Annotated in this window: 1 protein-coding gene; it reads left to right on the plus strand. The window is 61.6% G+C overall.

The window, feature by feature from the left end:
- On the plus strand, positions 1-567 hold a 567-nt coding region (locus tag HMPREF3115_RS05070; protein WP_176748738.1), incomplete at both ends, for a phage late control D family protein.

Genomic DNA, 567 nt, shown 5'->3' on the forward strand with positions numbered 1-567 from the left:
ATCACGGACGCTATCGGTTTCCGGCGCGGCGTTGCCGACGTACGGTGGCCAATCGCTCCTGACGCCGGTGAGGCTCACGGGCGGCGAGACGATAGGCGAGTTGTTCGAATACGTCCTGGAACTGAAGACGCCGGACGCACTCGCGTTCTCGCCGAGCGTCGCGGCGAACGTCGATCTCGATGCGTTGATCGGCACGGAGGTGACCGTATCGATTCAGCTCGAAGGCCGGGGGCATTTCATTCCGGGCCTTGCCGGTAGTGCCGGAATGGGAAATATCGGCGCAGGCATGCGCGAGATCACCGGCATTGTCAGTCAGGCGACGATCGTTCGCGAAGACGGCCGATCGATCGTCTATGCGCTGACGTTGCGACCGTGGCTCTGGCATGCGACCAAGAATAGCGACTGCCGCCTTTTCCAGGACATGTCGGTTGTCGAGATCACGGACGCCGTGCTGTCGGTCTATCCGTTTCCGGTGGATAAACGGCTGACGACGCCTCGGCCGAACAAGGTATGGCCCAAGCGCGACATTCAGCGCCAGCATTTCGAAAGCGACTGGACGTTCCTGCA

The sequence above is a fragment of the Burkholderia sp. HMSC10F09 genome (assembly GCF_001806955.1).
Taxonomy (GTDB): domain Bacteria; phylum Pseudomonadota; class Gammaproteobacteria; order Burkholderiales; family Burkholderiaceae; genus Burkholderia; species Burkholderia multivorans.